Genomic DNA, 24,818 nt, shown 5'->3' on the forward strand with positions numbered 1-24,818 from the left:
GGGCAGTTTAGCTCTTGTCAGCAAGCCGCATAGTTCACAGTCACAACGTGAACTGCAAGGCCGCCTAATGAGGTTTCTTTGTATTTTGCCTGCATGTCGGCACCGGTCTGACGCATCGTTTCTATCGCATCGTCAAGCGTGACCTTATGCTGGCCATCGCCGCGCAGTGCAAGTGAAGCCGCCGTGATGGCTTTGACTGCTCCCATGCCGTTGCGTTCTATACAGGGAATCTGTACCAGCCCGCCGATAGGGTCGCAGGTCATTCCCAGATGATGTTCTATGCCGATTTCAGCCGCAGCCTCGATCTGTGCGTTGGTGCCACCGAGTGCTGCTGTCAGACCGGCGGCGGCCATTGCGCAGGCGACGCCGACCTCGCCCTGGCAGCCTATCTCTGCGCCGGAAATGGAGGCATTTTTTTTGCACAACATTCCAATTGCGGATGCAGCGAGCAAAAAGTTACGTATACCTTGCTCAGGGTTAGATGGCTTACAGTCTTCGGCATAATAGCGCAACACCGCAGGAATAATGCCGGCGGCACCATTGGTCGGGGCCGTCACAACGCGGCCACCGGCCGCATTTTCTTCATTGACGGCCATTGCGTACAAGCTGACTCTGTGCAAGCCATCATGTGGCAACACATCTGCGCTGGAATTCGCCGCGCGCCATAGATTCGCAGCGCGCCTCTTTACCTGCAAACCACCGGGTAATTCGCCGCTCATCTGTAAGCCACGGGCGATACAGGCTTTCATCACCGCCCAGATGTTATCGATACCCGCGTTTAACTCTTCGTCACTGCAGTGACAGTTTTCGTTCGCGCGTAACATCGTTGTGATCGACAAGCCCGTACGTTGGCCATGAGCGAGTAAATCTTCCATGGTGTTGAACGGGAATGGTACTGGTATTGCTGTGCTTTTTCTCTCAGTCGGAGTGGCTGCTAATTCCTCTTCAGAGTAAATAAAACCGCCGCCGGTGGAGTAGTAAGTTTTTTCAGAAATACTGCCGTCGCTGCGCGTGAGGAAAAATTTGAGACCATTCGGATGGCCGGGTAAGACTTCCTGTTTGAACCAGAGCAGATCGGTTTGCGGATCAAATGCCACGCTGTGCTGCCCGAGTAAATTCAGTTGTCGGGTCTGCTTCAGAATGGCAAGCTTTTCTTCGACGCTTTCTGGCGCAACATCTTGCGGAGTTTCTCCCATCAGGCCAAGCAGCACTGCTTTGTCGGTGGCGTGACCGACACCAGTCAGGGCGAGTGAACCATACAGCGCAACCTGCACTTTTGTTGCCAGATGCAGATCGGGTGTTTCTAGTAAAAAGCGCCTGCCAGCCAGCATGGGGCCAACGGTGTGAGAGCTGGAGGGGCCGACGCCAATTTTAAATAAATCAAATACACGCATGTCCATCGTCGTTACTCCAGTCTCAAATTTTTATTATGCAACCTTGTCTAATCCTTTGGCTGCTACGGTGATATTTTTCAGCATGTCAGCGACCAACGCATCGAGGCCAATATTCGCTTGCCATTTCCAGTCCTTCTGTGCCTGACTGTCGTCCAGACTTTGTGGCCAGGAAGCGGCAATTGCTTGTCTGCTGTCCGGGGCGTAGTGTATTTCAAATGCAGGCAAATTTTGTTTGATTGCAGCGGCCAATTCACGCGGATTGAAACTTAAACCTGCGACATTATAGGAGGAACGTACAGAAAGTTTGGTGGCGTCCGCATCCATCAGTGAAATTGTGGCGCGGATCGCATCTGGCATGTAGATCATCGGCAGCGTGGTTTCTGATTCCAGAAAACATTCATAAGATTCGCCACGCAGTGCAGAATGGAAAATCGCAATCGCATAATCAGTGGTGCCGCCGCCTGGTGGAGACTTATAACTGATGATGCCGGGATAGCGAATGCTGCGGACATCGACGCCATATTTTTCGAAATAATATTCGCACAGACGTTCACCGGCGAGTTTGCTGATGCCGTAGATTGTGCTTGGATCCATTACCGTGTATTGCGGCGTATTGACCGGCGGTGTGTTCGGGCCAAACGCGGCGATGGAGGAAGGCCAGAATACTTTCAGTGGTTTTCCCGCCTCACCGCGGATGCGCGCGATTTCCAGAATATTCAGCAAGCCGTCCATGTTCAGTTCCCAGGCTTTCAGCGGCGCTTTTTCACCAGTTGCCGATAACAGTGCTGCCAGCTGATAAACCTGCGTGATGTTGTACTGTTCTATCACTTCGCTGATACGGGCTGCATTCAGTACGTCGATGATTTCATAAATTTTTGCGCCGTACAGGCTGGCGGGGCTGATATCGGCTGCCACCACGTTGTCCGCACCATGCTGCAGTGCGAGTGCTTCAACCAGCTCGCTGCCGATCTGACCATTCGCGCCAATAACTAATATTTTTTCCATGTTGATTCCTTATTTAATCAGACCCAGTTCGCGGCCAGCTTGGGCAAAAGCAGCGAGTGCGGTGTTAAGTTGTTCTGTGGTGTGTGCGGCAGACAGCTGGACGCGAACCCGGGCTTGCCCCATCGGCACGACCGGATAGAAAAAGCCGGTGACAAATACGCCGAGCTCATACAGGCGCGCGGCAAATTTTTGCGCAACTGGCGCATCGAACAGCATGACCGGGACGACAGGATGTGTACCCGGTTTAATCGTGAATCCCAGCGATACGATCTCACGGCGGAAGTGTTCGGTATTCGCATGCAGACGATCCCGTAGTTCTGTTGAAGAAGACAGACGTTGCAATACCGATAAAGAGGCACCGGCGATTGAGGGCGCAAGCGTATTCGAGAACAGGTAAGGGCGTGATTTCTGACGCAGGGTGTTGATCACTTCTTTGCGCCCCGCTGTAAAGCCGCCCATGGCGCCACCCAGTGCTTTGCCCAGCGTGCCTGTGATGATGTCGACACGCCCGATGACATTATGATGTTCATGCGTGCCGCGTCCGGTTTTACCCATGAAGCCGGAGGCATGACATTCGTCTATCATCACCAGGGCGTCATATTTATCTGCCAGTGCGCAGATTTTATCGAGTTGGGCAATCGTGCCGTCCATTGAGAATACGCCATCGGTCACGATGATGCGGTGGCGTTTATCTGCAGCAGCTTGCAGTTGCGTTTCCAGATCAGCCATGTCGTTGTGTGCATAGCGATAGCGTGCAGCTTTACAGAGGCGGATGCCGTCGATAATCGATGCGTGATTCAGTGTGTCGGAAATGATGGCGTCATTTTCGTCAAACAGGGGTTCAAATACACCACCGTTAGCGTCGAATGCGGCAGCATACAAAATGCAATCTTCGGTACCGAGAAATTCTGCGATCGCTTTTTCCAGTTGCTTGTGTACCGTTTGCGTGCCGCAGATGAAACGTACCGATGACAAGCCATAGCCAAATTGTTCGGTCGCAGCGATGGATGCCTGCACCATCGCTTCGTCGCCGGACAGTCCCAGATAGTTATTTGCGCACAGGTTGATTAACTGGCGACCATCGTCGCAAGTGACAACCGCACCCTGACGCGAGGCGATCACGCGTTCGGTTTTATATAAACCTTGCTCGCGTAAATTGTTGAGATTTCCGGCTAAGTTACTGAAAAAGTGTTGTCTGGATGTTGTCTGGCTCATGGTTGTCTCGGTAAATGCTGTGGCTGAGTGGTTTCTGCTGTTAGACTGAGAAAAGAAATTTTTAACTTATTTTGAAAGAATTAAAAATTTCAATATGTAGAACATAAATTCGATATATCGAATGCTAAGCATTAATGTTTAATGACGCAAGAGCCTTTATGAAAAAAGTTTTATCGAATACGCCGCCAGAAGTTGGCGCAACCTTACAGAAATTGCGTCTCGACCGCGGTCTGACACTGGAAGATTTATCGCGTACGGCAGGTGTCTCCAAGTCGATGCTGTCGCAGATTGAGCGTGAAAAAGCCAATCCCACCATTGCTGTTGCCTGGCGACTGGCAAATGCGCTTGGTGTCACCATGGCGGAATTATTGTCATCCGAAGTCCCGCAGCAGGACGTGATCCGATTACTGGAATCGCATGAAACGCCGACCCTCTCTGGCGAACATGCCGGTTATGTCCTGCGCATTCTTGGTCCTATGGATCTGGCAGGTAAATATGAATGGTACGAGCTGACATTGGCACCCGGCGGTGCATTGGTATCGAACCCGCATGACCCCGGCACGACTGAACATCTGACGGTTCTGCAGGGAAGCGTAGAAATTGAAGTGGATAATACGCGCAAGAAAGTCAAAGTCGGGGGGACGGCCCGCTACGAAGCAGATAAGAGTCACGCCATCAGAAACACCGGTAAAACTGAAGCAAAAGCATTGATGGTGGTGATACACCGTTGAGTCAGCTCATTGCCGCCGAATGACAGATGGGCTGACGCAAGACTTGCCACAGGCTGCAAACGACCGTTTTTTTGCTGAGAAGGGTAAGGCAGTTCATCCGGAAAGCTAAATTTTAGTAACAAAATGCAATATGAATCCTGGGCAAAGTACTTGCTTTGATAAGCTCATCGATATTATTCAAAAGGCATTTTTTTAAACAGGAGTGTTGTATGTCGCAACCGCAACCGGGATGGCTTGCTAAAGAGCGTACGATCGCAGGCGAGGGTTTTAACCGCTGGCTGGTGCCGCCAGCTGCATTGGCAATACATCTGTGCATTGGTATGGCATACGGCTTTTCAGTATTCTGGTTACCCTTATCGCGTGCCATAGGGATGAAAAATCCGGTCGCCTGTCCTCAGGAAATGAGCTTGCTGACTGAGTTGTTCACCAGCGATTGCGACTGGCGCATTTCCACGCTTGCGTGGATGTACACCCTGTTTTTCGTCTTTCTCGGCAGTTCGGCCGCCTTATTCGGTAAATGGCTGGAACATGCCGGGCCTCGCAAGGCAGGTATTGTGTCCGCTGTCTGCTGGTGTGGTGGTCTGGTCATTTCCGCGTTTGGTATTTACATTCATCAGATGTGGCTGATGTGGCTGGGCGCCGGTGTGATCGGTGGTATCGGGCTGGGGCTTGGCTATATTTCGCCAGTTTCCACTTTGATTAAATGGTTTCCCGATCGTCGCGGTATGGCAACTGGCATGGCGATCATGGGGTTTGGTGGCGGTGCTATGGTTGGTGCCCCTTTGGCCGACTGGCTGATGCGTTTCTATGCAACACCGGTATCCGTCGGTGTCTGGGAAACTTTCCTGACGATGGCGGCGATTTACTTTGTCTTTATGCTGGCCGGTGCTTTTGCTTATCGCGTTCCGGCTTCGGGCTGGGCGCCACCGGGCTGGGCACCTGTACCTGCACAGATCAGCAACGTTATGATCACCAGTCGGCATGTGCATCTGGAGAAAGCCTGGAAGACGCCGCAGTTCTGGCTGATCTGGTGCGTATTGTGTCTCAATGTTTCAGCAGGGATAGGTGTTCTGGGTATGGCATCGCCGCTCTTGCAGGAAGTATTTGGCGGCAAGCTGATCGGTGTTGATCTCGCTTTCAATGAACTCAGTGTGGAGCAGAAAACGCAGATTGCAACGATTGCGGCCGGCTTTACCGGTTTGCTGTCTTTGTTCAATATCGGCGGGCGTTTTTTCTGGGCTTCCTGTTCTGATTATCTCGGCCGCAAGGCAACGTATTTCATATTCTTTGCACTCGGTTTCGTGCTGTATTCCGCGGTACCCAGTGCAGGTAAGGCTGGCAGCCTGGCGCTGTTTGTGCTGGCATTCTGCATTATTTTGTCGATGTATGGCGGTGGCTTTGCCACGGTTCCTGCGTATCTTGCCGACATGTTCGGCTCGCAGATGGTGGGCGCAATTCATGGTCGCTTGCTGACAGCGTGGGCAACCGCCGGCGTGCTGGGGCCTTTACTGATTACTTATATCCGCGAATACCAGATCGCCAACGGGGTACCGAAAGCGCAGGCTTACGATGTCACGATGTATATCCTCGCCGGAATGTTGGTTCTGGGCTTTCTCTGCAACGCACTGATACGCCCGGTGCAGGCAGAGAATTTTATGAGTGACGAGGAGCTGGCATTCGAACGTAAGCTCGCACATGACCGTAATCTTGCCGTCAATAGCAGCGGAATGATTGCAGTCGCGCGCGAAGCCAGTCACCCAGTCTTACTGATCGCCGCCTGGGCTGTTGTCGGTATTCCTATGCTGGCAGGAATCTGGATCACTTTTCAGAAAGCCATCGTGCTGTTTAAATGACAGCCCGGCAAAGGGGTTCTGAGGAATAAAAATCGCACAGGTTTGTACAAAGCCGGCCAGCGTGGCGCGCTCGCTGACAACGCCGGGGCTTACTTTCATTCGTTTTGCCTGGGTTTTGAGGGGGTAAGGGCGATATAATAGACGGAAAATTCATCCAACCTCTTAATTTACTTCAGTCATCTTATGCAATATGTTTCAACCCGCGGACATACCGCCGCACAAAATTTCTCGGAAATTCTCTTAGGTGGTCTGGCGCCGGATGGCGGATTGTATTTGCCCACCAGCTATCCACAGGTCAGTGGCGCAGAACTGGATGCATGGCGCGGTTTGTCATACGCTGGTCTGGCGTTTGAAGTCTTGAAAAAATTCGCGACCGATATTCCGGCGGAAGACCTCAAAGCGATTGTTGAAAAAACCTACACGGCAGATGTCTATCGCAATGCGCGTCAGGGTGAAGACGCAGCGCAAATCACACCACTGCGCGTGCTCGAAGATAAAGAGGACCGCAAGCTGATCCTGCAAGCTTTGTCGAATGGCCCGACGCTGGCATTCAAAGATATGGCGATGCAATTGCTCGGCAATCTGTTTGAATATGCGCTGGCCAAAAAACAGGCCGAACTGAATATTTTTGGTGCCACTTCCGGTGATACCGGCAGCGCTGCTGAATATGCGATGCGTGGCAAAAAAGGCATACGCGTTTTCATGCTGTCGCCGCATAAAAAAATGAGCGCATTCCAGACCGCACAAATGTTCAGCCTGCAAGACCCGAATATTTTTAATATCGCTGTCGAAGGTGTGTTTGATGATTGCCAGGATATGGTGAAGGCTGTTTCCAATGATCTGGCGTATAAAGAACGTCAGAAAATCGGCACGGTGAATTCGATCAACTGGGCGCGTGTGGTTGCACAGGTGGTGTACTACTTCCGCGGTTATCTGAGTGCGACGACCAGCAATGAGCAAAAAGTGTCGTTCACCGTGCCTTCGGGTAATTTCGGCAATATCTGTGCCGGACACATCGCACGCATGATGGGCTTGCCTATTGATAAGCTGGTGGTGGCAACCAATGAAAATGATGTGCTTGACGAGTTTTTCCGCACCGGCGTGTATCGCGTGCGTAAATCGGCTGAAACCTGGCATACGACCAGCCCGTCGATGGATATTTCCAAAGCCTCGAACTTTGAACGCTTCATTTACGATCTGCTCGATGGCGATGCAGCAAGGGTCAAAGCCTTGTTTGGCAAAGTGGAAACGGCTGGCGGTTTTGATTTGTCCGGTCAGCCTGGCAGCGATGGCGATGAATTTAAAAAGGTAGCCCGTTTCGGTTTTCAATCCGGTAAATCGGTACATGCAGATCGCTTGAATACCATACGTCAGGTTGAAAAAAATTACGGCATCACAATTGATACGCATACGGCCGATGGTATCAAGGTCGCGCTGGAGCATATAGAAAATGGTGTGCCTATGATCGTGCTGGAAACCGCCTTGCCAGCCAAATTTAATGAAACTATCCGCGAAGCGCTGGGGCGTGATGCGGAGCGTCCGGCTGGTTTTGAAAATATCGAAGCGCTGCCGCAACGCTTTGAAGTGATGACCGCTGATGTGGAAAAGATGAAAGCCTATATTGCGACAAATACTGGTCTTTAAACAGAACTGTCTTCCTGTTTGTTAATGCGCCTTTTCGCAGTTTGTAGCCTGCGAAGGCGCATTTTTATTGGGTGCGTGTATTTTTTTTGATGGCGATTTTTTCGATTTGTTTCTGACGACATCATTAACGGGAGCGGAAAATGTCCCGCAAGTGACTCAGTAATCGCGGCCCGAACACATTAATCAGCAAACCACACATCACGATCACCGCGCCCGCGATCTGCAGCGGACTCAGCGCCTCACCAAGTAAGACCCACGCGGCTGTCAGGCCGATGACCGGCACCATCAAGGTCAGTGGTGCAACCATGTGTGTCGGCAGGCTTGCCAGTAAGCGTCCCCATAAAGTATAGCCAATCAGGGTCGCGGCGAACGCCAGATAAACAATGGTCAGCGCCGATGGCAAGCTCATATTCTTCAGGCTGTGGCTGATCTGTTCGCTGCCTTCAAACCAGAGTGACAGCAGGAAAAACGGAATCACCGGCACCAGTGCGCTCCAGGAGACAAGACTCAGCACGGCGGTCGGGCCGATTTTCTTGCTGATCACATTCCCGCTTGCCCACGAAATCGCGGCGCAAATGGTCAGTGCAAAACCCGCTAAGGTAACCTGACTGGCCGAGCTGGCGATGCTGGCGCTGCCGAGCAAGACCAGCCCACAGCTGGCAATCAGCATACCCAGCAAATTGCTGAGGCGCAGTTTGTCGCCAAAAACAAGTGCCGATAAACCTACTGTAAAAAAAGCCTGCGCCTGCAATACCAGTGAGGCCAGACCCGCTGGCATCCCGATAGCCATGGCGGAAAACAGAAAAGCGAATTGCCCGAGGCTGATGGTCATTGCATAGGCGATCAGCAGCTTTAGTGGTACTTTGGGGCGCGGTAAAAACAAAATCGTGGGAAACGCGACCAGCATGAAACGCAGGGTTCCCATCAGAAGCGGTGGAATGCCGCGCAGGCCGATTTTGATGACGACGAAATTCATTCCCCACAAAAAGACTACGATCAATGCCATCAGAAGGTGGCGGGGGCTTAGGCTGTTCTGCGACATATCGTCCGTCAAAAAAGTGGGGAAAAGGCAGTACTCTGTTTCTCTTACTCTTACTAATTTTAAGATCAGCGCTGATCTGCTGATCGTCCTTGCAAGCTTTGCAGCAATGCTTGATGCGCGACCAGATCCGCAGGGCGGTATTTTCTGACGGTGCTTGCCGGATAATTGCTCAGGTTATTGCCACCTTTCCAGTTCTGTGCAGGGCGCACCGGACGCGGGCTGAAGCCGCCGCCACAATTCGGACAGACATTCTGCAAAATAGTTTCTGCGCAGTCGGCACAAAAAGTGCATTCAAAACTGCAAATCCGCGCATTCCTTGTGGCTGGCGGTAAATCGGTATCGCAATGCTCACAGCCGGGACGAAGTTCTAACATGATGATCAAAATGGTCGTGGAGAAAGTATGCCTTTAGCATAACAGCCTCAGCCGGCGATCAACATATTTTTAGCTGGCTTTTGCTGCCCATGTCGTACGGTGCGCCACATTTTTTTTGTGGTGCGTTGTTGTCGCGTCATTCCGGAGGCGCTATACATATGCTCTGTAGCGCCTATAGATACTCCCCCGAGTATGTTTTAAGCGCCTTATTTTATGCTGACAATAAGGCGAAAATTGCACATACTCCCTTCTTTTCTCATTTTTTGAGGTTTCCTGTGGTGCGTACGACATACTTTGCGCCAGTAATAGGTGAGGCCATGCCGATTATCCATAGTCGTATGTATCGTATGTAGTATGTATAAGGTGAATGATGATGCGTAATTACCCTTACCGAATTCTGAACGTGTTTGCCGAGTCTGACTTTGGCGGAAATCCCCTGTGTGTGTTTGAACATGCGGAAGGCTTGTCGGATGCAGAAATGCAGGCGCTGGCCTTGCAGTTTAATTTGTCGGGAACCACGTTCATTCTGTCGTCCGGTAAGGCGACTGCGCGCATGCGGATTTTTACACCGGGCACAGAGATGGCGTTCGCAGGTCATCCCAGTATCGGTACTGCCCACGTGGTCTCTGCACTTTTTGGCGCAAGCGATGCGCTGACACTGGAATGTAAAGCGGGGATCGTATCGCTGAACCTGCACGATCAGGTCTGGACGTTTGCCGCACCGCAGGCGGTGCGGACGCGGCCGTGTGAGTCGAGCCCGGCAGAAATCGCGCATCTGCTTGGTTTGCATGAAGACGATTTATTGTCGGCGCCGCTGTGGGTCAATACCGGGTCTGATCAGTTGTTGGTCGCATTGAAAACGCTGGGCGCAGTTCGTAGTGCGCGACCGGATGCTGCCTTGCCTGGTGCCTGGCCTGTAAGCAGTCTGGGGCGGCGTACCGCGTATGTGTTTGCGTTTGATGCCGCTGATGCTGGTGCGGATGCGGACGCAGCGTGTCGTCAACTGGTGACTGCGCGTTATTTCTTTGTTCGCCCTGAAGGCGGTATCGGTGAAGACCCTGCAACCGGCTCCGCTTGCGCCAATCTGGGTGGCTGGTGGCTCGCTGCCGGGCGCGATCTGCCCGCGAGCTTCGTGGTGGAGCAGGGGACGCAGATGCGACGGCCGAGTCAGCTTTATCTGGATGTGGCAGGAGATACAACCATCAGGGTTGGCGGCAAAGTCATCGAAATCGGTCGCGGCATGATTCAAATCAGGTAAAAAGACGGGGAATCCGCAGAAAGCACGGGTAGTGTTGCGGGAAATCCTTTAAAATAGCGTCTTCATTCAAATGCAGTCAGTGGAGCGCCGCCTTAAGCGCCGGCGCTGAGCCCACTACAGGATATTCCCCTATGAGCATGTCAAATACATTAGAAATCGTCGCAGAACTGCGCGCTGGACGCATGGTGATTCTGGTTGACGAGGAAGACCGTGAAAATGAAGGTGATCTGGTGATGGCGGCAGAATTCGTCACGCCGGAAGCGATTAATTTCATGGCGAAATATGGCCGTGGTCTGATTTGCCTTACACTGACGGAAGAACGTTGCGAAGAGCTGAATCTGGCGATGATGACCAGCCGTAACGGCACGTCGTTTGGTACGAATTTCACAGTATCGATTGAAGCTGCAGAGGGTGTGACTACCGGTATTTCAGCAGCTGATCGTGCACGCACTGTGCAAGTGGCGGTGGATAAGAAATCGACCGCGCATGACATCGTGCAGCCAGGTCATGTGTTCCCGTTGAAAGCGCAAAAGGGAGGTGTGCTGATGCGCGCTGGTCATACGGAAGCCGGTTGTGATCTGACGGAAATGGCCGGGCTGACACCGGCTTCAGTGATCTGCGAGATCATGAAGGACGACGGCACGATGGCACGTCTGCCGGATCTGATCGAATTCGCGAAAGAGCATAATCTTAAAATCGGTACGATTGCAGATCTGATTCATTACCGCAGCCAGACTGAAAGCATCGTTGATCGTGTTGCCGAACGGAAGATGGATACGGTGCATGGTAGTTTTCAGGCAGTGGTGTATCGCGATAAGCCAAGCGGATCAGCGCATCTGGCGTTGATTCACGGTGATATTTCGGCAGAAAAAGAAACTCTGGTACGCGTGCATCAGCCAGTATCGATTCTGGATTTACTGGAGAGTAAGGCGACCACGCATTCCTGGAATATCGCAGCAGCGATGCAGACGGTGCAGGCAGCGGATTCTGGCGTCATTGTGTTGTTAAATTGCGAGGAAACTGCCGAGCAGATGTTTGACCAGTTTAAAGCGTTGCAAACGCCGGACAGCCGCCCGGCGACAGGTCGTGCTGCCCGCATGGATTTGCGTAATTACGGTATCGGTGCACAAATTTTGAAAGATGTTGGTGTACGTAAGATGAAGCTGCTGGCGAGTCCGCGTAAAATGCCGTCAATGACAGGGTTTAATCTGGAAGTAGTCGGTTACATGGATAAGCCGGAAGCAGCGCAATAACATTGCTCAGTCGTTTCTGGTTTTCTGGCCTCTAATTTCGTTACCCACCCCATTCAGGCGCGTCAGCGCGAGAGAGAATATTATGACAGTAGGACATTACGAATCAAATCTGGACGGCGCCGGTGTACGCGTTGGTATCGTACAGGCACGTTTTAACGAAGTCGTTGGCAATGGTTTGCTGACTGCTTGCCTCGCTGAACTCGCACGTCTTGGTGTGATGAACGAAGATATTTTGCATGTAACCGTACCGGGTGCACTGGAAGTGCCGCTGGCATTGCAAAAGCTGGCAGAAACTAATCAGTTTGACGCGCTGATCGCATTGGGTGCGGTGATTCGCGGCGAAACCTATCATTTTGAATTGGTATCGAATGAATCCGGTGCTGGTATCACCCGCGTCGGTCTGGATTCCGGCATTCCTATCGCGAACGCGATTCTGACGACAGAAAACGATGAGCAGGCGGAAGTACGCATGTTTGAAAAAGGCACAGATGCGGCCCGTGTCGCGGTTGAAATGGCAAATCTGACGCTGGCACTGGAAGAATTGGCTGAAGCCACAGAAGAAGTCGATTACGACGCTTAAGTCGAGTACAGACCGGCCTCGCTGTGTTGATACAGAGCCGGTGCTGTCACCGCAGTTGAAGAACAGGTAAGATCAAGCAAGAGAACATATGAATAATAATTCCATACACGCCAATCCTAATAAGAGCCGTTCACCACGTCATCGTGCGCGCGAATTTGCGTTGCAGGGGCTGTATCAGTGGTTGTTGAATAACGAAGATTCCGGCGTGATTGATGCGCATATCCGTCAGGCACATGGCTTTGATAAAGCGGATCGTGAGCATTTTGATGCTTTATTGCATGGCTCCATCAACAATTCCATCGCTTTGCGCGAAGACTTCGCGCCCTTGATTGACCGCCCTGTGGCTGAATTGTCACCGATAGAACACGCAGTGTTGCTGATCGGCGCGTATGAACTCAAAAATCACATAGAAATTCCTTACCGTGTTGTGATTAATGAAGCAGTAGAGCTGACCAAGTCTTTCGGTGGCCTCGATGGCCACAAATATGTCAACGGCGTTTTAGATAAGCTGGCAGCTAAATTGCGTCCGAATGAGGTCGCTGCTAAGTAAATTTCGTATTCAGGTAATACAGATCACACCGCCTTTTTCTACGACAGAAAACAGGCGGTTTTTTTTCAGGATTTCATTTGTATGCATAATAATCTCGCCTCCCGTCTCGATCATATCGCTCCGTTTCATGTGATGGAGCTCATGAAAATGGCTTCGGCACTCGAAGATCAGGGGCGTCATCTGATCCATATGGGAATCGGTGAGCCGGATTTCACTGCGCCGCAGGCGGTGATTGATGCCGCCGCCAGAGCGATGGCGGAAGGTCGCCTGCAATATACTTCGGCGCTTGGCCTGCCAGCGTTACGGGAGGCGATTTCAGCGTATTACTTACAACAGTGTGGCCTGACGATTCCTGCTTCGCGCATTATCGTGACAGCCGGAGCCTCGGCGGCACTGTTGCTCGCCTGTGCGGCTTTAGTCGAGCCCGGCAAAGAAGTGCTGATGCCGGATCCCTGTTATCCGTGTAACCGTCATTTTGTGGCGGCGTTTAATGGTCTGGCGAAACTGGTCGCTAGTGGTGCCGAGGATCGCTTTCAGCTTTCCGACCGGATGGTGCGTGAACACTGGGATGATAATACCAGCGGCGTCTTGCTGGCATCGCCATCCAATCCAACCGGCACATCAATCAGCACATCTGAACTGACGGCGATCATTGCCAGCGTAACGCAGCGCGGCGGCTTTACGATTGTCGATGAGATTTATCAGGGACTATCCTATGACGCCGCACCATTTTCTGCACTGTCTCTGGACGATGATGTGGTTGTAATCAACAGCTTCAGCAAGTATTTCAATATGACGGGCTGGCGTCTGGGCTGGATTGTTGTACCGGAACGCATCGTGCCTCATATCGAAAAACTGGCGCAAAATCTGTTTATCTGCGCTTCTTCTGTCGCCCAACATGCAGCGTTAGCCTGTTTTGAACCTGAAACCATGGCTATTTATGAAAGCCGCAAGGCAGAATTTAAGCGTCGCCGTGATTACATCGTACCTGCTTTGCGGGAACTGGGTTTTGGTATTCCGGTCATGCCTGACGGGGCATTTTATGTTTATGCTGATTGCTCCCGTTTTACCACTGATGCCGATGCGTTCGCCAAAGAAGTGCTGACGGAGGCAGGGGTCGTGATCGTCCCCGGACTGGATTTTGGTCCGGCAACCGCCGGCACCTATGTCCGGCTCTCGTATGCGAACTCATTTGAGAATCTGCAGGAGGCAGTGGCAAGGCTCAGCCGGTTTTTGCAATCCAGACCGGCATCCAGATAAAAAAACAGCCTGACGTTCAGTCAGGCTGTTTTTTTGAGAGGCGGGGGACTTAAAGCGCAGCAACCTGTTCGGTATGCGTGGTTTTCGCTTTTGCTTCGGTAGGTTCTGTCTTCATTGCCGGTGCCGCTTCCAGTGGGCGTGGAGACGGTGTTGCGGTAGCCGGTGCCGCAAAGCTTGTCGGCACTTTCTTACCTACAGAAACATCTTTCAGGCGTTTGTATTCGGTCAGAACCCGTGAGCCATAGCCGGAATCAGAATCAAAAGCACCTGCGCCAACGTACATTTTCAGGCCAGCTTCAACAGAGCCTGTGCGTGACACATAGTCCTTCAGAATCAAAGCGCCGACTTTGATATTGGCGACCGGGTTCAATGCCGCTTTGACGCCGCCCATATCCTCAAATTTCTCCTGGTGAACTTTGGACATCACCTGCATCAAGCCTTGCGCACCGACAGGACTTTCCGCAAATGGATTCAGCCCGGATTCGATGGCCATCACTGACAGAATCAGCAGTGGATCAAGCTTGATTTCTTTGGCTGTCAGGTACGCCGCTGACACCAGCATATTGGTTGCATCGCTGGCGACACGGTAGCGTTTTGATAGCCAGTTGGTGACCCATTCCTGCTGACGCTGATTGCCCAGCATTTTGGCATCGTCTTCAGAGTATCCTGCCGCTTGTGCATTGGCGCTGGTATTGGTCTTGCCAGGTGCCTGCATCAGCATTGCCAGGCTTGGTGGTGGTACTTCCGCTTCGGCGGTGGCTCCGGCTTCAGCGAAGGGAGACAGGTTCTTAAATTTGTCTGCCAGTTCAGGTTTGATGAACATCATCGCCAGCATAGCGATGGAGGTGATACCGAAAGCCATGAACAGATGGCGCATGGAGGTGATAAAACCGCTGGTTGTATCACGCGCTACAGACTGCAGCGCGGCGCGCTTCTCTTGCTTGGTTAAATTACTTTGTTGTACAGCTAAAATAAAACGTTGAAACATATTACCTCCTGAATATACGCGTCGCAAAAAAGCCGAACGACAAGCCGTTTGCACATTTATACTTTCGCGAATCAGAAACATCGTTTTCGTCGCAGGTTGCGATCGGAAAACGCCGGAGTTGTCTATCAAATTAAGTCCGTCAGACTTGGTACTGGAGTGTCCAGTGATAAACAACTATTTTCGGGGGAAGGCAGACGCCTTTTGAAAACAATCCTTACAATGTTATATGGGGCCCGATCCCCGTGAATGATGTTACCGATAATGGCGAAACTTTCTTTGCATCGAAAGTGGCGGAAGTTTTGACTTCTGCATCAAGTTGGGCGAATTGTAGGGGCGGTTTTATATCGAGTCAATACTATCAAAAACGTTTAATATAACTTATAGATATAATAAAATATACTGCAACGCAGCAAAATTCAATAAAATCAAGCACTTGGCGAAATAAGCTTGATCATCTGATTCAGACATGTAAAAAAGCGAAAAATGATTAAATATTCTGATTTGAGAGATTTTATTTCTCAGCTGCAACGAATCGACGAATTAAAGCAGGTAGATATAGAAGTGTCACCATATCTGGAAATGACGGAGGTCTGTGATCGCACCCTGCGCGCAGAAGGTCCTGCACTTTTATTCAATAAACCTGCGGGTCACAGTGTTCCTGTGCTGGCAAATTTATTTGGCACACCGCGTCGCGTTGCGCTCGGTATGGGAGCAACTGATGTCAGTGAATTGCGCCAGATCGGCCATGTGCTGTCGGCATTGAAAGAACCGGAACCACCGAAGGGCTTCAAAGACCTGGTGGGTATGGGCTCTCTGGTCAAAGCAGTGTGGGATATGGCGCCGAAAGAAGTCCGTGGCGCGAAGTGTCAGGAGATTGTATGGGAGGGAAATGATGTTGATCTTTCCCGCCTGCCGATACAGCACTGCTGGCCGGGTGATGTCGCGCCGCTGATTACATGGGGATTGGTGATTACCAAGGGGCCGAATAAGAAGCGTCAGAATCTGGGTATCTATCGCCAGCAGGTGCTTGGGCGGAATAAGGTGATTATGCGCTGGCTTGCTCACCGCGGCGGTGCGCTGGATTTCCGCGAACATTGCATTATTAATAAAGGCAAGCCTTATCCTATCGCTGTCGCACTTGGTGCTGATCCTGCCACAATTTTAGGCGCGGTGACGCCGGTACCGGATAGTCTGTCCGAATACCAGTTTGCCGGTCTGTTACGTGGCAGCCGTACTGAGTTGGTCAAAGCAATCGGCAGTGAATTGCGCGTACCGGCCTCGGCAGAAATTGTACTGGAAGGGCATATCTATCCGGATGAAGGTCATCCTTCCGGCTATGAGCATGCGCTGGAAGGACCTTATGGCGACCACACTGGTTATTACAATGAGCAGGACTGGTTTCCGGTATTCACCATCGATCGTATTACTATGCGACGCGATCCTATTTACCATTCCACCTATACCGGCAAACCTCCGGATGAGCCCGCTATACTCGGTGTCGCTCTGAATGAAGTATTCATTCCTTTGCTGCAAAAGCAGTTCAGCGAGATTACTGATTTTTATTTGCCACCGGAAGGTTGCAGTTACCGTATGGCGGTCGTGCAGATGAAAAAATCGTATGCCGGGCATGCCAAGAGGGTGATGTTTGGCGTCTGGAGTTTCCTGCGTCAGTTTATGTATACCAAATTCATTGTGGTGGTGGATGAAGATGTGAATATCCGCGACTGGAAAGAGGTAATTTGGGCTATCACTACCCGTGTTGACCCATTACGCGACACCACACTGGTTGATAACACGCCTATCGATTATCTGGATTTCGCCTCTCCGGTAAGTGGTCTGGGCAGTAAGATGGGAATCGATGCGACTAATAAATGGCCGGGTGAAACCGACCGTGAATGGGGAACGACGATCACGATGACAGACGAAGTCAGAGACAGGGTTGATCAGATCTGGCAACAGCTGGGGCTGTAGCGCAAAGTATTGCTCGTGCTGCATTTATGCAAAATGATGGTGTGGAGCGGAAAATCATTGTGATGGCAGTTACAGTACGATGTTTTTTTGCATACTCAGTTGGATATATATAAGGAGTGTTGCTCGCTGCTGCGGCATACTGCGTTTCAGTTTGCCGCAGCAGCACCATTCTTGGTGCTACCGCGACCATATGGCGAGAGACTTTGTCTCGCAGGATTTTTTTAAGTGACATCGATTGCACGGAAACTCGTACAAATACGCGGCGGATTACGCTATAATGCTGATTGGCGGGCCCCTGCGCATTGCGGCATGGCCAATCTGGTCAGGTCGGGAACGAAGCAGCCACAGTCATTTACCGCAAGTGCCGCAGATCAGGCTCGCCAACCAGTTTCTTCTTCTGTCAGACTTCATCTGATAATCTCACTTTTACTTCCACTGCTTACTTCTGACTGATAAACAACAGCCTGAATCGGTTGCGCGCCCTGATTCTGTTTGCTTGTTTTACGTTCAGTAGTTTCACTGTATCTTGGCTTTGTCCCGGGACATTCTTCCGGCGGTTTTCTGTTTTTCACATCAGACAACATATATATGGCGAAAACTATTCATTCCATCACAAAAGATTTTTTATCCTGGTTTGCGCGTCCCTTGCTTTTCAGTGGCTTGCTGTTGTCGATACCGGCTTTTTATTTGCTGATGATGGATGAACTGCCAATGGCACGTACAACCGGACATGCTTTGTATGCGTGTGTTGCCTTGTTTATCGTGCTGGATATGTATATTCAGTATCGCAAACAAGGCAGACATCGCCCGCTGAAGAGTGAGCTGGCGCTGGATGCCGTGATCGCTGTTGCATGTCTGGTGTGCAGTCTGCCGCTGGATCTGAAGTGGAGTGCGGTGGAATGGTTACTCAGGCTTGCCTTATGCGCTGTTATTTTGCTGAGGATATCGATGCTGGTGTTGCGCTATGTGAAGCCCAGTCATCTGGTGCAGATCATCTTACTGGCGTTGTTCGTGCTAAGCGCAGCGGGTGGCGGGTTTTACTGGCTGGAGCCGGGAGTTAAAAGTTATGCTGATGGGGTGTGGCTGGCTTTCACCACAGTGGCGACGGTGGGATACGGCGATATGGTTCCGTCGACGCCGGCATCAAAAATTTTTGCGGTGTTTATCGTATTACTGGGATATGCATTATTTTCTGTGGTCACTGCTAATATTGCCGTTTTGTTTGTTGGCGAAGAAGAGGAAATGTTTGAGCGGGAGCTGCAACTTGATATCCGCGCATTGCGTCAGGAAGTGGCGGCTCTGCGCCAGGAGTTACATCACCGCGATGCTATCCTGAGACGGCTCGAACATTACATCAATGATCGTGAAAACAGTCGGATCTAAGCTCTGGTGGGATTCTTGCTGCCAGACTGTCGGCGTGATTTTAATTTCGTACTGCAGCATTAAGGTCAGGCGCAGCGGGCTGCGTGGTCATTATTCTGATAAAGCCTCTTGATTTTGGTGATCGATATTTACAATATCAAAGATATCAGTCACTTTTACGTTTGCCGAATAGGGTAAAATCGCAGGATGTCCTATCAAGTTCTCGCCCGAAAATATCGTCCCAAAAGCTTTGACACGCTGGTGGGGCAAGAGCACGTGGTCCGTGCTTTAACGCATGCGCTGGAGCAGCAGCGGCTGCATCACGCCTATTTGTTTACCGGAACGCGTGGTGTCGGCAAGACCACGTTGTCGCGCATTCTCGCCAAATCTTTTAATTGTGAAACAGGAATCACCGCAAATCCTTGCGGCGTCTGTGATGCCTGTACCGCTATTGATGCCGGCCGCTTTGTCGATTACATAGAAATGGATGCCGCATCTAACCGTGGTGTCGATGAAATGGCATCGCTGTTGGAGCAGGCAATTTATGCGCCGTCGAATGCACGATTTAAAGTGTATATGATCGACGAGGTGCACATGCTGACCAACCACGCGTTTAATGCGATGCTGAAAACGCTGGAAGAGCCGCCCGAGCACGTCAAATTTATTCTGGCAACCACCGACCCGCAGAAAATCCCGGTCACGGTCTTGTCGCGCTGCCTGCAATTTAATCTTAAACAAATGCCGCCCGGCCATATTGTCGGCCATCTGGAAAATATTCTCGGGCAGGAGCATATTGAATTCGAGCAGCCCGCGCTGCGTCTGCTGGCGCAAGGCGCGCACGGCTCCATGCGGGATGCCTTATCCCTGACGGATCAGGCAATTGCGTACGCCGCGGGTAAGGTGAGTCTTGATGCCGTGCAAGGAATGTTGGGTGCGCTGGACCAGTCGTATCTGATTCGTTTACTGGATGCACTTGCTGACAATGATGGTAAAGCCTTGCTGGATGTCGCTGATGAAATGGCGGCGCGCAGTTTGTCGTATAAATCTGCTTTGCAGGATCTCGGCACTTTGCTGCATCAGCTGGCAATTGCACAGATGGTGCCGGCTGCAGTAGCCGACGATTTGCCTGAACGCGAGCATGTGCTGCGACTGGCAAATGTATTTAATAAAGAAGAAGTGCAGCTGTTTTATCAGATCGCTGTGCATGGCCGGAATGAACTGGCGCTGGCACCGGATGAATATGCCGGTTTCAGTATGACGCTGTTACGTATGCTGGCGTTCCGTCCGGTCGATGGTGGTGTGCTGATGCAGTCTGGCGGCACGGGTATTGCTCCAGCTCCGCGATCTGGAAATGCGATGCCTGCGCCCCCTGGCAGAGTGGCAGCTCCTGCTGTACCTGCGACAGCGGTCACTACTTCTAAACAAAACTCTGGGGTGGCTCAGCAAAATATGCCGGCACCACCTTCCGCAACGATCAACGGCGCAGGTACTGCTAACTTTGCACCTCCCGTGGCTGGAGTAGCAGCATCGAAACCAGTCAGTCCGGCAATGGCTGCGCTTGCAGCTGCGCGTGCGGCCAGTGCAAAAGCCGGGTCGGCGACGAAACCTGCTGTGGTGTTGAACCCGGCAAAGGATGTCGTACCGGCCCCGCCATCAATTACCCCAGCGGCTTCTGCAACGTCTGCGCCGGTCTCTGTTGCTGCGAACGCTGTCATTGCCCCTGTTGTTGAGCCTGCTCCGGTAAGCAGGCCTGCGGCCGCAAGAGCATCGCAGGAAATGGAGCCGGTTGGCATGGATGATATGCCACCACCGTGGGATGACGATGTCTGGCAGGCGTCCGTACCCGCAACCGAGCCGTCCGCCAGTCCGGTTGTGGCACGCTCCGTCCAGCACACTGCTGCCGCTGAATCTGCGGCAGTGGTTCCTCCAGTGATGACGCTGGCAAACACTGCGCCAGCGTCTGAGGATCGTACTTTGTGGTCAGGCCCGGTTCCGGAGTTGAGCTGGGATGGCGATTGGCCAGTGCTGGCCGCGAGTCTGCCTGTGCGCGGCGTGGCGCAGCAACTGGCGCAGCAAAGTGAATTGATTCATTGCAGGCCAGATGGCAATGCGTTCGTGTTTGAACTGCGCGTGCCACTGTCGACCTTGTTGTCCGCAGGCAGTGTTGATAAGTTATCGGCCGCCTTATCTGAACGTTTCAGTAAAAACGTCAGGGTGGAAAGCAAGATCGGCGCGGTAGAGCTGACTGCTAACGCAAAAGCGGTTGCTGATCGCGAAGTCCGGCAACAACAGGCTGAGCAGGCAATACAAAACGACTCTTTTGTACAAACCCTGATGCGTGAATTCGGCGCCACAATTGTGACTGGCAGTGTGCGTCCGGTCTGATCTGGTTTGTTCATTCTTTTTTTCTAATTTATTTATTTCCTTAATTTTCAGGAGCAATTCTTATGATGAAAAATCAACTCGCTGGCTTGATGAAACAAGCGCAGGCTATGCAAGACAACATGAAAAAAGCTCAGGAACAACTTGCCCTGATCGAAGTGGAAGGTCAGGCGGGCGCCGGCATGGTGAAGGTTGTCATGACATGTAAAAACGATGTGAAGCGCGTGACCATTGATCCATCCCTGTTTGGCGATGATAAAGATATGCTGGAAGATCTGGTGGCGGCGGCGTTCAATGACGCGGTACGTAAGGCAGAAGCAACATCGGCTGAAAAAATGTCAGGTCTGACAGCGGGCATGCCTTTGCCTCCTGGCTTCAAAATGCCATTCTGAGCGTGAAAAAAAACGGTAGCCTTGAACATCTGGCGGAAGCCCTGCGCCGCTTACCCGGCATAGGGCCGAAGTCGGCGCAGCGCATGGCATATCATCTGCTGCAGCATGACCGCGAAGCTGCATCCGGGCTCGGCCATGCTTTGCTGAACGCGGTTGACCGCATTCATCACTGCGCTTCCTGTAATACATTTACCGAGATCGACATCTGCGAGACCTGTCAGGACACAGAGCGCGACGACAGTATGCTGTGCGTCGTCGAGACGCCGTCGGATCAGATGATGATAGAACAGACCCTGACATTCAAGGGAATGTATTTTGTGCTGATGGGGCGTTTATCGCCGCTGGATGGCATAGGTCCGAAAGACATTTACCTGGAAAAATTAATCGCACGTGCGACCAATGGCATAGTGAAAGAAGTGGTGCTGGCGACGAACTTCACTAACGAAGGTGAGGCAACCGCGCACTACATCAGCGAAACCCTGAAAGCTCGTGGTCTGAAAGTCAGCCGCCTGGCGCGTGGTGTACCTGTCGGTGGTGAGCTGGAATATGTTGATGCCGGCACGATTGCCCGCGCCATGCTTGACCGGCGCATCACCTGATGTGAACGCAATGCTTGTAATGCTGATGCAAGTTTTCTCCGGACACTGAAACTGACTTCCTTTTACATTCTTTTACCTCATGACGCAGAATCGCAAGGGCCCTCTGGCTGGCATCAAAGTTCTTGAACTGGGTACCCTGATTGCGGGACCTTTTTGTGCACGTATGCTGGCGGAATTCGGTGCCGATGTGATTAAGGTTGAATCGCCGGATGGTGGTGACCCTCTGCGTCAGTGGCGCGTGTTAAAAGACGGCACTTCACTCTGGTGGAGTGTGCAGGCGCGGAATAAAAAAAGTATCACCCTGAATATGAAAAGCGAGGAAGGGCAGGAGATTGCCCGCCGGCTCGCGCTGGACGCCGATATCATTATCGAAAATTATCGCCCCGGTGTGCTCGAAAAGTGGCAGTTGGGCTATGAACAATTGAAGGCGCTGAATCCGGCGACGATCATGGTGCGTTTGTCTGGTTATGGTCAGACCGGTCCGATGAAAGATCAGCCGGGCTTTGGTGCGATCGGTGAGTCTATGGGTGGTTTGCGTTATGTATCGGGTCACGCTGACCGGCCACCGGTGCGGGTCGGTATTTCTATCGGTGACTCAGTCGCAGCCTTGCATGGTGTGATCGGTGCGATGATGGCTTTGCGCCATCGTGATGTTACAGGTGGACGCTGGAACGGAAAATCTGGGGAGCACAGTGTCGCAGGGCAGGGGCAGATGGTGGATGTCGCCTTATATGAATCAGTCTTCAATCTGATGGAATCGCTGGTGCCGGAATTTGATGTGGCTGGTGTTGTTCGCGAACGCACTGGCGGAGCGTTGCCCGGCATCGTGCCATCGAACACCTATACCACGGGCGACGGCGAAAATATTGTGATCGCCGGCAACGGTGATGCGATTTTTCACCGGTTGATGAAGGCAATACAGCGCGATGATCTGGCACATGATCCCGCGTTGGTGAGGAATGACGGTCGTGTGCCGCGCACGGCGGAAATTGATGCGGCGATACAGGACTGGTGTGCAACACAAGATATCGATAGCGCCTTACAAATACTGAAGGCGGCGGATGTGCCGGTCGGAAAAATATACTCGGTGCGCGATATGATGAATGATCCGCAATTTCAGGCGCGGCAAATGTTTGAGCAGCACCATTTCGCGGATGGTGAGGGAATTAAGTTGCCCGCGATTTCACCAAAGTTATCAGAAACGCCGGGGCATACCGCATGGCTCGGCCCCAAGCTGGGTGAACACAATCACGAGGTATTAACTGCGCTCGGTTACTCAGAAGCAGACATCGCAGAATTACAAAATAAAAAAATTATTTAATCGGAGATCGCAATGAATCGTCAGTTCTGGAAGCAGTTTCTGATTGCCCTTACACTATTTTTACTGGGCTATTTCACGTTTAACGGCAAACTGTTCGCCGCAGAGTTGGCGTCATTCGTGACTGCTGTCGTGGGCTAAAAAACGATTTGAATCCTTGCTTCCTTGCATCGGGTCAGGCAGTGAATATCAGCCTGAATTCTGATGTTCAGAGATTCAGGCTGATCTGATGCTGCGTTGTGAGTCTCTATGAGTCTGCGAACAGCCTGTTATTCTGCTGCTTAATCAGAGCTTGCCTCATCAGCTCAGCGTTTTAATATATTCCCGGAAGCCGGTCAGCAGCATTTCTATCGACATTGCGGCAAGGATCAAGCCCATCAGTCGTTCAAATGCCGTCATAACATGCGCGCCCAATACCCGTTGCATACGTTCTGCGCTCAGTAAAACAATCAGCCAGACGACCGCCACGGCGGTCAGCGCGCCCAGATGTACCAGCATTTCCTGATTATTGTCAGATGAAAACAGCAGCACCGTTGCCAGTGCAGACGGGCCCGCCAGCGCTGGAATCGCGAGCGGCACAATAAACGGTTCGTGCTTATCTTCGGTGTCGCCAAAAATCCCGCCTTCCTGCGGAAACACCATACGCAGCGCGATCAGAAACAGAATCACGCCGCCGCCGATACGGATAGAAATTTCTGATAGTTGCAATGCCGTCAGAAAATTTTTGCCGAAAAACATAAACAACAGCAGCAAAACAAATGCGATACCACATTCGCGCACGATGACGCGCCAGCGGCGTTCCGGTGAAACGTGGGACAGTGCGCTGACGAAAATCGGTACGTTACCGAACGGGTCGGTAACGATGACCAGAAGGATCAGGGTTTGAAAAAAATCTTGTGCCATGAATTACATTTTCTATTGAATGGAAAAAACGGAATGTGCTGATGCTTGCGATCAGCGTCGTGCTGACAGTGATGACGGGAACCGGTACTTCAGATGGTCAGTGTTTATCAGCTTGCAGTGCTTATTATGCAGAGTCGCAAGCGCAAGAGACTCAATTTTCCTGTGCTTTGAGTGTGGCTGTCAATCCAACTGCTCGCCAGCCGGTGGTTCTGCAGGAAATAGAATTTTCGCACCAGAGCGATACCGCTTAATTAGCGTTACTATTACTCCCGTTGCGGGTATCTGCCTGTTTGTTATATTTTTGAATGTGCTGTTGCTCTCTCAGTTCAGAGACGAACAGTGCTGCGCTGAATGGTATGAGTGATGACTGAAATAAAAGAACGCCCGGATACGCCCTGTGTGGCAGTGTGTTCCACGACCTTCGATGAGATTTGTCGCGGCTGCGGCCGCACAGTGACCGAGGTGGCAGACTGGGTATTTATGAGTCCAGAGCAAAAAGAAGTTGTCTGGCAACGTATTCTGTCGCAAGGCTATCCGCGGCGAAATACCTGAGAAGGACATTGCGGGTAATTACCGTATCGTAAGCACACGTTCTTTTCCTGTAATGACTCTTAACTCAACAAAAAACGTGACAACATAAAAATACAGGACTTACGCAATTTGCTCCGGCAGGGTATGGCGACGAAGGCAGTACGAATGTATGGTCGGGAGTCATAATACTGTCGTGGCGGCTTTGCGTTAGCC

At 51.6% G+C, this 24,818-nt stretch carries 24 protein-coding genes and 1 other RNA gene; 18 read left to right on the forward strand and 7 right to left on the reverse strand.

Annotated elements, in window-relative coordinates; all coding sequences use genetic code 11:
- Nucleotides 1–17 precede the first annotated feature (17 nt).
- From ACOTSW_RS07750 to kbl, 3 genes are read right to left on the reverse strand one after another with little or no spacing between them, the layout of a single operon-like run.
- On the reverse strand, nt 18–1,400 hold the full coding sequence (locus ACOTSW_RS07750) for an L-serine ammonia-lyase (protein WP_423682004.1): 1,383 nt from the start codon (nt 1,398–1,400) through the stop codon (nt 18–20).
- A gap of 27 nt (nt 1,401–1,427) precedes the next feature.
- Nucleotides 1,428–2,399, reverse strand: coding sequence for an NAD-dependent epimerase/dehydratase family protein (locus tag ACOTSW_RS07755; RefSeq protein ID WP_423682005.1), 972 nt, complete (start codon nt 2,397–2,399; stop codon nt 1,428–1,430).
- Between the two features lie 9 nt (nt 2,400–2,408).
- Nucleotides 2,409–3,614, reverse strand: a complete 1,206-nt coding sequence (gene kbl / locus ACOTSW_RS07760; protein WP_423682006.1) for a glycine C-acetyltransferase — start codon at nt 3,612–3,614, stop codon at nt 2,409–2,411.
- Between the two features lie 158 nt (nt 3,615–3,772).
- On the opposite strand from kbl, the gene ACOTSW_RS07765 reads away from it, so the two are divergent.
- The 3 genes from ACOTSW_RS07765 to thrC all read left to right on the forward strand — a co-directional run bounded on the left by ACOTSW_RS07765 (nt 3,773) and on the right by thrC (nt 7,842).
- On the forward strand, nt 3,773–4,345 hold the full coding sequence (locus ACOTSW_RS07765; RefSeq protein WP_423682007.1) for a helix-turn-helix domain-containing protein: 573 nt from the start codon (nt 3,773–3,775) through the stop codon (nt 4,343–4,345).
- Between the two features lie 209 nt (nt 4,346–4,554).
- Nucleotides 4,555–6,198, forward strand: coding sequence for an OFA family MFS transporter (locus ACOTSW_RS07770; protein WP_423682008.1), 1,644 nt, complete (start codon nt 4,555–4,557; stop codon nt 6,196–6,198).
- Between the two features lie 183 nt (nt 6,199–6,381).
- Entirely contained in the window at nt 6,382–7,842 is a 1,461-nt protein-coding gene (gene thrC, locus ACOTSW_RS07775; RefSeq protein ID WP_423682010.1) for a threonine synthase, read from the forward strand.
- Nucleotides 7,843–7,966: 124 nt separating this feature from the next.
- On the opposite strand, the gene ACOTSW_RS07780 is transcribed toward thrC, so the two are convergent.
- Both ACOTSW_RS07780 and ACOTSW_RS07785 read right to left on the reverse strand, forming a co-directional pair.
- The gene (locus tag ACOTSW_RS07780; protein WP_423682011.1) at nt 7,967–8,848 is read right to left on the reverse strand and encodes an EamA family transporter; all 882 of its coding nucleotides are present in this window, start codon (nt 8,846–8,848) and stop codon (nt 7,967–7,969) included.
- A gap of 101 nt (nt 8,849–8,949) precedes the next feature.
- A complete protein-coding gene (locus ACOTSW_RS07785) occupies nt 8,950–9,258 on the reverse strand; it encodes a DUF1272 domain-containing protein (RefSeq protein ID WP_423682013.1) in 309 nt (102 codons plus the stop codon).
- 373 nt (nt 9,259–9,631) lie between these two features.
- Between ACOTSW_RS07785 and ACOTSW_RS07790 the strand changes: the two genes are divergently transcribed.
- The 5 genes from ACOTSW_RS07790 to ACOTSW_RS07810 all read left to right on the forward strand — a co-directional run bounded on the left by ACOTSW_RS07790 (nt 9,632) and on the right by ACOTSW_RS07810 (nt 14,159).
- Nucleotides 9,632–10,516, forward strand: coding sequence for a PhzF family phenazine biosynthesis protein (locus tag ACOTSW_RS07790; protein WP_423682277.1), 885 nt, complete (start codon nt 9,632–9,634; stop codon nt 10,514–10,516).
- 131 nt (nt 10,517–10,647) lie between these two features.
- On the forward strand, nt 10,648–11,769 hold the full coding sequence (gene ribBA / locus ACOTSW_RS07795) for a bifunctional 3,4-dihydroxy-2-butanone-4-phosphate synthase/GTP cyclohydrolase II (protein WP_423682015.1): 1,122 nt from the start codon (nt 10,648–10,650) through the stop codon (nt 11,767–11,769).
- A gap of 82 nt (nt 11,770–11,851) precedes the next feature.
- Entirely contained in the window at nt 11,852–12,349 is a 498-nt protein-coding gene (gene ribH, locus ACOTSW_RS07800; RefSeq protein WP_186883573.1) for a 6,7-dimethyl-8-ribityllumazine synthase, read from the forward strand.
- Between the two features lie 88 nt (nt 12,350–12,437).
- Nucleotides 12,438–12,899, forward strand: coding sequence for a transcription antitermination factor NusB (gene nusB / locus ACOTSW_RS07805; protein WP_423682016.1), 462 nt, complete (start codon nt 12,438–12,440; stop codon nt 12,897–12,899).
- 81 nt (nt 12,900–12,980) lie between these two features.
- Nucleotides 12,981–14,159, forward strand: a complete 1,179-nt coding sequence (locus tag ACOTSW_RS07810; RefSeq protein ID WP_423682017.1) for a pyridoxal phosphate-dependent aminotransferase — start codon at nt 12,981–12,983, stop codon at nt 14,157–14,159.
- A 49-nt stretch (nt 14,160–14,208) separates the two neighbouring features.
- Here ACOTSW_RS07810 and ACOTSW_RS07815 read toward each other — a convergent pair whose 3' ends face one another.
- Complete coding sequence (locus ACOTSW_RS07815) at nt 14,209–15,147, reverse strand: transglycosylase SLT domain-containing protein (protein ID WP_423682018.1); 939 nt, start codon at nt 15,145–15,147, stop codon at nt 14,209–14,211.
- A gap of 486 nt (nt 15,148–15,633) precedes the next feature.
- Here ACOTSW_RS07815 and ubiD point away from each other — a divergent pair, with 486 nt between their 5' ends.
- The 8 genes from ubiD to ACOTSW_RS07855 all read left to right on the forward strand — a co-directional run bounded on the left by ubiD (nt 15,634) and on the right by ACOTSW_RS07855 (nt 23,312).
- A complete protein-coding gene (gene ubiD / locus ACOTSW_RS07820) occupies nt 15,634–17,118 on the forward strand; it encodes a 4-hydroxy-3-polyprenylbenzoate decarboxylase (protein WP_423682278.1) in 1,485 nt (494 codons plus the stop codon).
- Between the two features lie 286 nt (nt 17,119–17,404).
- An RNA gene (gene ffs, locus ACOTSW_RS07825) (signal recognition particle sRNA small type) lies at nt 17,405–17,503 on the forward strand.
- 203 nt (nt 17,504–17,706) lie between these two features.
- Complete coding sequence (locus ACOTSW_RS07830; protein WP_423682020.1) at nt 17,707–18,501, forward strand: potassium channel family protein; 795 nt, start codon at nt 17,707–17,709, stop codon at nt 18,499–18,501.
- A 186-nt stretch (nt 18,502–18,687) separates the two neighbouring features.
- Nucleotides 18,688–20,865 (forward strand): DNA polymerase III subunit gamma/tau, encoded by a 2,178-nt coding sequence (locus ACOTSW_RS07835; RefSeq protein WP_423682022.1) that lies wholly within the window; start codon nt 18,688–18,690, stop codon nt 20,863–20,865.
- A gap of 62 nt (nt 20,866–20,927) precedes the next feature.
- Nucleotides 20,928–21,254 carry a YbaB/EbfC family nucleoid-associated protein gene (locus ACOTSW_RS07840; protein WP_423682023.1) on the forward strand — a complete coding sequence of 109 codons (327 nt, stop codon included), beginning with the start codon at nt 20,928–20,930 and terminating at the stop codon, nt 21,252–21,254.
- A 2-nt stretch (nt 21,255–21,256) separates the two neighbouring features.
- Nucleotides 21,257–21,853, forward strand: a complete 597-nt coding sequence (gene recR, locus ACOTSW_RS07845) for a recombination mediator RecR (protein WP_423682024.1) — start codon at nt 21,257–21,259, stop codon at nt 21,851–21,853.
- 79 nt (nt 21,854–21,932) lie between these two features.
- Nucleotides 21,933–23,174 carry a CaiB/BaiF CoA transferase family protein gene (locus ACOTSW_RS07850; RefSeq protein WP_423682025.1) on the forward strand — a complete coding sequence of 414 codons (1,242 nt, stop codon included), beginning with the start codon at nt 21,933–21,935 and terminating at the stop codon, nt 23,172–23,174.
- 12 nt (nt 23,175–23,186) lie between these two features.
- Complete coding sequence (locus ACOTSW_RS07855; protein ID WP_423682026.1) at nt 23,187–23,312, forward strand: hypothetical protein; 126 nt, start codon at nt 23,187–23,189, stop codon at nt 23,310–23,312.
- 159 nt (nt 23,313–23,471) lie between these two features.
- Here the strand turns inward: ACOTSW_RS07855 and ACOTSW_RS07860 are convergent, their stop codons facing one another.
- A complete protein-coding gene (locus tag ACOTSW_RS07860; RefSeq protein WP_423682027.1) occupies nt 23,472–24,074 on the reverse strand; it encodes a MarC family protein in 603 nt (200 codons plus the stop codon).
- A 41-nt stretch (nt 24,075–24,115) separates the two neighbouring features.
- Between ACOTSW_RS07860 and ACOTSW_RS07865 the strand changes: the two genes are divergently transcribed.
- Nucleotides 24,116–24,325: a hypothetical protein gene (locus ACOTSW_RS07865; protein ID WP_423682028.1), complete on the forward strand. Its 210-nt coding sequence runs from the start codon at nt 24,116–24,118 to the stop codon at nt 24,323–24,325.
- A gap of 112 nt (nt 24,326–24,437) precedes the next feature.
- Nucleotides 24,438–24,626, forward strand: coding sequence for a DUF1289 domain-containing protein (locus ACOTSW_RS07870; protein WP_423682029.1), 189 nt, complete (start codon nt 24,438–24,440; stop codon nt 24,624–24,626).
- Nucleotides 24,627–24,818: the final 192 nt, after the last annotated feature.

This window comes from Undibacterium sp. WLHG33, assembly GCF_049544815.1.
Lineage (GTDB): Bacteria > Pseudomonadota > Gammaproteobacteria > Burkholderiales > Burkholderiaceae_D > Undibacterium.

What these genes read in the sequence shown, in the direction of transcription:
- ACOTSW_RS07810 (WP_423682017.1), top strand. Translation starts at nt 12,981, where the DNA reads ATGCATAATAATCTCGCCTCCCGTCTCGATCATATCGCTCCGTTTCAT.
- thrC (WP_423682010.1), top strand. Translation starts at nt 6,382, where the DNA reads ATGCAATATGTTTCAACCCGCGGACATACCGCCGCACAAAATTTCTCG.
- ACOTSW_RS07860 (WP_423682027.1), bottom strand. Translation starts at nt 24,074, where the DNA reads ATGGCACAAGATTTTTTTCAAACCCTGATCCTTCTGGTCATCGTTACC.
- ACOTSW_RS07855 (WP_423682026.1), top strand. Translation starts at nt 23,187, where the DNA reads ATGAATCGTCAGTTCTGGAAGCAGTTTCTGATTGCCCTTACACTATTT.
- ACOTSW_RS07840 (WP_423682023.1), top strand. Translation starts at nt 20,928, where the DNA reads ATGATGAAAAATCAACTCGCTGGCTTGATGAAACAAGCGCAGGCTATG.
- ACOTSW_RS07755 (WP_423682005.1), bottom strand. Translation starts at nt 2,399, where the DNA reads ATGGAAAAAATATTAGTTATTGGCGCGAATGGTCAGATCGGCAGCGAG.
- ACOTSW_RS07750 (WP_423682004.1), bottom strand. Translation starts at nt 1,400, where the DNA reads ATGGACATGCGTGTATTTGATTTATTTAAAATTGGCGTCGGCCCCTCC.
- ribH (WP_186883573.1), top strand. Translation starts at nt 11,852, where the DNA reads ATGACAGTAGGACATTACGAATCAAATCTGGACGGCGCCGGTGTACGC.
- nusB (WP_423682016.1), top strand. Translation starts at nt 12,438, where the DNA reads ATGAATAATAATTCCATACACGCCAATCCTAATAAGAGCCGTTCACCA.
- ACOTSW_RS07865 (WP_423682028.1), top strand. Translation starts at nt 24,116, where the DNA reads ATGCTTGCGATCAGCGTCGTGCTGACAGTGATGACGGGAACCGGTACT.
- ACOTSW_RS07830 (WP_423682020.1), top strand. Translation starts at nt 17,707, where the DNA reads ATGGCGAAAACTATTCATTCCATCACAAAAGATTTTTTATCCTGGTTT.
- ACOTSW_RS07850 (WP_423682025.1), top strand. Translation starts at nt 21,933, where the DNA reads ATGACGCAGAATCGCAAGGGCCCTCTGGCTGGCATCAAAGTTCTTGAA.
- ACOTSW_RS07790 (WP_423682277.1), top strand. Translation starts at nt 9,632, where the DNA reads ATGCGTAATTACCCTTACCGAATTCTGAACGTGTTTGCCGAGTCTGAC.
- ACOTSW_RS07870 (WP_423682029.1), top strand. Translation starts at nt 24,438, where the DNA reads ATGACTGAAATAAAAGAACGCCCGGATACGCCCTGTGTGGCAGTGTGT.
- ACOTSW_RS07815 (WP_423682018.1), bottom strand. Translation starts at nt 15,147, where the DNA reads ATGTTTCAACGTTTTATTTTAGCTGTACAACAAAGTAATTTAACCAAG.
- ACOTSW_RS07780 (WP_423682011.1), bottom strand. Translation starts at nt 8,848, where the DNA reads ATGGCATTGATCGTAGTCTTTTTGTGGGGAATGAATTTCGTCGTCATC.
- kbl (WP_423682006.1), bottom strand. Translation starts at nt 3,614, where the DNA reads ATGAGCCAGACAACATCCAGACAACACTTTTTCAGTAACTTAGCCGGA.
- ACOTSW_RS07765 (WP_423682007.1), top strand. Translation starts at nt 3,773, where the DNA reads ATGAAAAAAGTTTTATCGAATACGCCGCCAGAAGTTGGCGCAACCTTA.
- ribBA (WP_423682015.1), top strand. Translation starts at nt 10,648, where the DNA reads ATGAGCATGTCAAATACATTAGAAATCGTCGCAGAACTGCGCGCTGGA.
- ACOTSW_RS07770 (WP_423682008.1), top strand. Translation starts at nt 4,555, where the DNA reads ATGTCGCAACCGCAACCGGGATGGCTTGCTAAAGAGCGTACGATCGCA.
- ACOTSW_RS07785 (WP_423682013.1), bottom strand. Translation starts at nt 9,258, where the DNA reads ATGTTAGAACTTCGTCCCGGCTGTGAGCATTGCGATACCGATTTACCG.
- ACOTSW_RS07835 (WP_423682022.1), top strand. Translation starts at nt 18,688, where the DNA reads ATGTCCTATCAAGTTCTCGCCCGAAAATATCGTCCCAAAAGCTTTGAC.